The sequence below is a fragment of the Nocardioides sp. P5_C9_2 genome (genome assembly GCF_054049555.1).
In genome coordinates this window covers 1-2,002 of record NZ_JBFUMD010000592.1, presented here as the reverse complement: position 1 = coordinate 2,002, position 2,002 = coordinate 1, and the positions used below count along the sequence as shown (strand labels likewise).

General features: G+C 71.6%; 2 protein-coding genes. Both read right to left on the bottom strand.

Annotated features, from left to right (window positions below):
- Positions 1–1,126, bottom strand: a 1,126-nt coding sequence (gene nuoH / locus ACXJKL_RS20015; protein WP_457208749.1) for an NADH-quinone oxidoreductase subunit NuoH, incomplete at its 3' end; no start/stop codon positions are given.
- Positions 1,126–2,002: molybdopterin-dependent oxidoreductase (locus ACXJKL_RS20010; RefSeq protein ID WP_457208748.1), on the bottom strand; the 877-nt coding region annotated here is incomplete at its 5' end. The genes ACXJKL_RS20010 and nuoH, both read right to left, overlap by 1 nt.

Sequence of the window (2,002 nt, the reverse complement as noted above, 5' to 3'; positions counted from 1 at the left end):
CGTCGAGGGTCAGCACGCGGATGCTCGCGACGGCGATGATCCACAGCAGCGAGATCGGGATGAGCCGCTTCCAGCCGAACGCCATGAACTGGTCGTAGCGCAGGCGGGGCAGCGAGCCGCGCAGCCAGATGAACATGAAGATGAAGAGCAGCATCTTGCCGAAGAACCACAGCAGCGGCCAGTAGCCGGAGTCGGCGCCCTCCCACAGCTGGATGATCGGCCACGGCGCGTGCCAGCCGCCGAGGAACAGCGTCGTCGCGAGGGCCGACACGGTCGCCATGTTGATGTACTCGGCGAGGAAGAACAGCGCGAACTTGAGGCTGGAGTACTCGGTGTGGAAGCCGCCGACCAGCTCGCCCTCGGCCTCGGGGAGGTCGAAGGGCGCGCGGTTGGTCTCCCCGACCATCGCGATCACGTAGATGACGAACGACGGCAGCAGGATCAGGGCGTACCAGGTGGGGATCGGGATGACGCCCAGCCAGTACTGGGGGTCGGGGTTCTGGGCCGCGACGATCTCGGAGGTCGACATCGAGCCGGCGTAGAGGAACACGGCCACGAGCGCGAGGCCCATGGCGACCTCGTAGGAGATCATCTGTGCGCTCGAGCGCAGGCCGCCGAGCAGGGAGTACGTCGACCCGGAGGACCAGCCGCCGAGCACGATGCCGTAGATCCCGATCGAGGCGATGGCCATCACGAAGAGCACGGCGACGGGCATGTCGGTGAGCTGGAGCGGGGTGGTGCGGTCGCTGAACGGCAGCCCCACCACGGGACCGAACGGGATCACCGAGAAGGTCACGAAGGCCGGGATGACGGCCAGCACCGGGGCGATCAGGAAGACCGCCTTGTCGGCGGCCTTGGGGATCAGGTCCTCCTTGAGCGCCAGCTTGACGCCGTCGGCGAGGGACTGGAGCAGACCGAAGGGACCGTTGACGTTCGGGCCGATGCGGTGCTGCATCCGGGCGACGACGCGCCGCTCCCACCAGATGTTGAAGAGCGTCAGCAGCACCAGGACCACGAAGATCAGCACGGCCTTGACGAGGACGAGCCACCACGGGTCCTGGCCGAAGGCCTCGAGCCCGTCGTCCGCCGGCGTCTGGGCCGCGAGCGTGAGCGCCTGGGAGATGATCACTGGCCGGCTCCCTTCAGGGTGACCGTGCTGCCGGGGGACGCGAGGTCGGCCAGGAGGCCGCGACCGAGGCTGTGGGTCGGGAGCCAGACCACTCCGTCGACCATGCCCTCGACGACCTCCACCGGCACGGTGACGGCGCCACGGTCGCCGGTGACGAGCACGCCGGCCTCCGTGGTGCCCTCGATCGAGGCGAGGGTGCCGGGGCTGACGCGGGCGACGGCGGGGCGCCGGGTGAGGGCCAGGTTGGCGTCGCCGTCCTGCATCGATCCCGCGTCGAGGTGCTGCTTCCAGGTCGAGAGCGCGAGCGCGCCGGCCGGGGGGTGCTGCGGGCGCGGGGCCTGACCGGGGACGGGGTCCGGACGAGCACCGTCCCACGGGCCCATGGCCTCCATCTCGGAGCGCACCTCGGGGACCGTGCGGAAGCCGAGGGGGCTGCCCTGGCCCAGCGCGGCGAGCTCCTCGGAGATCCCGGAGAGCACGCGCAGGTCGGGCAGGGAGCCGGGGTTGGTGAAGACCGCCTCGAAGGGCCGCGGTCGGCCCTCCCAGGTCACGAACGTGCCGGCCTTGTCGGTGACCGGGGCCACCGGGAGCACGACGTCGGCCCGCCGGGTCACCTCGGTCTCGCGCAGCTCGAGGCTGACCACGAAGGACGCGGCGTCCAGGGCGGCGAGGGTCGCGGCCGGGTCGGCGGTGTCGTCGGGGTCCACGCCGCCGACGACGACGCCGCCGAGGCTGCCGTCGGTGAGCGCGGCGACGATGGCGTCGGCGTCACGACCGGCGGTCTCGGGCAGGTGCGGGACACCCCAGGCGGTGGCGGCGTCGACGCGGGCCGACGGGTCACCGGCGGGGCGACCCCCGGGCAGCAGGGTGGGC